The 4,364-nt window shown below is 68.6% G+C and carries 2 protein-coding genes; both read left to right on the top strand.

The genetic code is table 11. The features are described from left to right. The coding region (locus QN345_RS15955; protein ID WP_323508859.1) for a putative bifunctional diguanylate cyclase/phosphodiesterase at positions 1-2,230 on the top strand (2,230 nt) is incomplete at its 5' end. After that, a partial coding sequence (locus QN345_RS15950; RefSeq protein WP_323508858.1) for a putative bifunctional diguanylate cyclase/phosphodiesterase occupies positions 2,227-4,364 on the top strand: 2,138 nt, incomplete at its 3' end. The genes QN345_RS15955 and QN345_RS15950, both read left to right, overlap by 4 nt.

Here is a 4,364-nt window from a genome sequence, read left to right as displayed (position 1 = left end):
GTATGTGGCCTCATCAGGCAATTGGCTTGTCTGGTTCATGTGTCTCCTGCTCTCCGTCTATACCGTCGCGCTCGTCTCGCAGGGCTCGGAGTTCAGCCCCTTCGTCGATGTGTGGCTCGCGATCATCACGAAGCTGAGTCTTGTCGCCGTCGCCTGGACCGCCGTCGTCCGCGCGGGCTTCGACCGCCGCGAGATCGTGTTCTCGGCGAGCGCCATCACGATCGTCGTCGCAGCGGACAGTTACGCATACTTCCGGCCCGGAGACTCCGACCAGTCCCAGACCCTCCCCGACATCGGATACTTCCTCTTCTATCTCCTGATCGTCACGGCAATCGTGGCCCTCGCACGTCGGCAGCGCCGCCCGCCGGGCTGGCCGGTGCTCCTCGAGGGCGCGATCGGGATCCTCGGCGCCGGCTCCGTGCTCGCCGCGCTCCTCACCCCGATCCTCGACTCCGTGGGCACGACCATCGAGGCCGGCGCGACCGCCGTCGTCGTGACGTACCCGCTCTTCAACGCGATGCTCGTGCTCGTGATCGCCGGAACCGCCGCGACCCAGGGCCCGGATCCGCGCCGGCGCTGGATGCTGCTCGTCCTCGGGCTGATGATCTTCTCCGCGACCGAAATCGTCTACCTGCGCATCGGAGACGCCTACGTCACGGGCACCTCCCTCGACGCGGGCTGGGCGATCGGACTCGCCCTCGTCGCCGTCTGGATCGATGCTTCGTCGCGCCAGACCGAGACGCACAGCCACACCCAGGACAGCGTCGCGGCCGTCGCCGTTCCGATCGTCTCGACGGGCGCGGGCCTCGGCGTGCTGATCCTCGCGAGCCAGGTCCCGGTGACCGGCTTCGCCATCGGGCTGGCCGCGACCGCCCTCGCCCTCGCTTCCCTGCCACTCGTCTCCCGGCAGATCGTGCTGCGGCACCAGGCCAGGACCGACGATCTCACCGGGCTGCCCAACCGGCGGGCCCTGTACGGCGATGTCACGGCCCGGATCACCAGGGAGCCCCGCCGGCGCCGGGCCCTCCTTCTGCTGGACCTCGACCGGTTCAAGGAGGTCAACGACAGTCTCGGGCACAATGCGGGCGATCGCCTGCTCGTGCAGGCCGGCATCCGCCTGTCGAACGAGCTGCGCGAACAGGACTTGCTCGCCCGGCTCGGCGGCGACGAGTTCGCGATCCTGCTCGACGACGTCGGCCATGCCGAAGCCGTCGACTTCGCGATCCGGGTGCGCGCTGCACTCGCCGTGCCGTTCACCCTCGAGGGCATCGCCCTGCAGACCGGGGTGAGCGTGGGCATCGCCCTGTACCCGGATCAGGGCAGCGACCTCACCGGGCTGATGCGCAAGGCCGACATGGCCATGTACAAGGCCAAATCGACCCGCAGCGGCCACCACGTGTACCGCAGCAACGACGACAGCCACGGCGACCTGCGCCTGCGCACCCTCTCCGAACTGCGGCTCGCCCTCCAGGACGACCAGCTCATCGTGCACTACCAGCCCAAGATCGACCTCGCATCGGGAAGCGTCGCCGGCGTCGAAGCCCTCGTGCGCTGGCAGCACCCCACCCGCGGACTCCTCTTCCCCGACCAGTTCCTCGTGCTCATCGAGGAGGCAGGGCTCATGCACGCCCTGACGCAGCGGGTGCTCGCCGTCGCGCTCGACCAGGCGAGGGTCTGGTCCGCCGCCTGGGCCGGGGACCTGCCCCTCTCGATCGCCGTGAACCTGTCGGCGAGTTCCCTCGTCGACGCCGAGCTTCCCGAACGGATCGAAAGCCTCCTCGCCGAGCGCGGCCTGCCTGGCTCGGTGCTCGAACTGGAAATCACCGAGGACTTCCTCATGAGCGACCGGGACCGGGCCAGGGACATTCTGGCCAGACTCCGCGCGAACGACATCCGCATTTCGATCGACGATTTCGGCACCGGCTACAGCTCGCTCGCGTACCTCCGTGACCTGCCCATCGACGAACTGAAGCTCGACCAGTCCTTCGTCTTCCCGCTCAAGGACGACCAGCGCGCCGCGGCGCTCGTGAAGTCCTCGATCGAGCTCGCGCACGGCCTCGGGCTGCGCATGGTCGCGGAGGGCGTCGAGAACGCCGCCACCTACGGCGCCCTCGCCGGCTTCGGCTGCGACCAGGCCCAGGGGTACTTCATCTCCCGGCCGATCCCAGCGGATGCCTTCGACCGGTGGCTCGCTGACCGCCGGTCGGTCGCGGAGCCGGTCGCGACATGACGATCCTGCGCGGAGGGACGCGCACCCTGAAGTCGTCTCCGGAGCAGACGATGGACGCATCCGTCGGGCAGCCATCCAGCCGACCCCTGTGGATCATGGGCATACCGCTCGCCCTCTACGTCGTGATGCTCGTCGGCAAGGGCGGCGACTACAGTGTCCTCGTCGACTTCGTCCTCGCCGAGCTCGCTGGCCTGGCGACCGTCGTGGTCTGCTGGACCGCCGTCCGCCGGGCCGACTACGTCCGGCGAGAAGTGACACTCGCCGCCGCCGCCGTCACGTGCAATTTCCTCGGTGACGTCAGCTTCACCATCTCCACCCGGTTCCTCGGTGGGCCCGGTTCCCCGTCGGTCGCTGACCTGTTCTACCTGGCCTTCTACGGCCTGATCCTTGCCTCCCTCTTCGTCACCGCACGCCGGCAGCTCCGCAGGGTGCCCTGGGCGGCCTTCCTGAACAGTGCCGTCGGCTCGGTCAGTGTCGCCGCATTCATGGCCGTCCTCCTCAACCCGGTACTCGTCTCTGCTTCCGCCGAACCGGTGTCGCTCGAAACGCTCGTGAATCTCGCGTACCCGATGCTCGATCTGCTGTTGATCGCTGCTATCGCCGGCGTTGCCGCGCTCTACGGCCGACACGCCGGGCGCGCCTGGGTCTCTCTCATCGGCGGCCTCGTCGTCTACGCGGGCGCCGACGTGGCATACGCCCTCCTCGACGGCGGCTACTCCCTGGGAACCCTGCTCGATGCCAGTTGGGCGATCGGCCTGGCGCTCATCGCCGTCTGGGTCGACCGCGCGTCCTATCCCGTCGTCGCGGCGCCGCGGGAGCCGAACGGTGTGATGGCCTTCGTCGTTCCCGCGATCGCAACGGCCGCGGGACTCGGGATCCTGGTCTACGCGACCCAGAATCACATCTCGGCGCTCGCGATCGGTCTCGCGAGCGTGACCCTGGCCCTCGCGGTCATCCCGATGATCTCGCGGGAGCGGGGACTCAACCACCTCTCACGCACCGACGACCTGACCGGGCTGCCGAATCGCCGGGCCATGTATTCCGACGTCGCGGCCCGGCTCGCGTCCGACCGGAAGCAGGGCAGCGCGCTCCTCCTCCTCGACCTGGACCGGTTCAAGGAGGTCAACGACAGCCTCGGTCACGATGCCGGCGATCGACTCCTCGTGCAGGTGGGCGTGCGGCTGGCGCGCGAGCTCGGACCGCTCGACCTGCTGGCGCGGCTCGGCGGCGATGAGTTCGCGATCCTCGTCGCACGAAACAGGGATGGCGAGGCATCCGCTCTCGCCGATCGATTGCGGGCGGCGCTCGCCGTACCCTTCACGCTCGAGGGTATTTCCCTGCAGACGAGCGTCAGTATCGGCATCGCACTGTACCCGAGCCACGGCCGCGACCTGGGCGCCCTGATGCGCAAGGCCGACACCGCCATGTACGTGGCGAAGTCCACCGGCAGCGGGTTCCACGTCTATCAGTCCGACGACGACCGGCACAGCGAGGTGCGCCTGCGCACCCTTCAGGAACTGCGGGAGGCGCTCGTCCAGGACCAACTCACCCTGCACTACCAGCCCCGCATCGACCTCGACACGTCCGAGATCCATGCCGCCGAGGCTCGGATCCGCTGGAATCACCCGGTCCGTGGCCTGCTGCACCCCTCCGAATTCGTCGATCTCGTCGAGGACGCCGGCCTCGTGCGGGCGCTGTCGGAGGCCCTGCTCGTGCAGGCGCTCGACCAGGCCGCCGCCTGGCGGGACCGGGGACTGGACCTCGGCGTCGCGATCCGGCTTCCCCAGGCCGCGCTGATCGACGCCGCCCTCCCCGAGCACCTCGGCGCCATGATCGCGAATCGCGCGTTGCCGCCGTTCGTGTTGACTCTCGAGATCAGCGAGGAGTTCCTGCTCGCCGACCAGTCCCGGGCGCGCGCTGTGCTGAACCGGTTGCGAGGCCAGGGTGTGCGGATGTCTATCGACGACTTCGGGACGGGCTACAGTTCCCTCGCCTTGCTGCGCGACCTCGCCATCGACGAACTTCGCCTGGACGAATCGTTCATCGTCGCGATGGGACACGACGAACGCTCATCGACCCTCGTCAATTCCGCCATCGCCCTCGCCCACAGCCTCGGACCTGTCTCTTATACACA

Origin of the sequence: Cryobacterium sp. 10I1 (assembly GCF_035019805.1) — a bacterium.
GTDB lineage: Bacteria > Actinomycetota > Actinomycetes > Actinomycetales > Microbacteriaceae > Cryobacterium > Cryobacterium glucosi.
The sequence above is the reverse complement of the archived record's forward strand: the minus strand, read 5'-3'. Positions and strand labels throughout refer to the sequence as shown.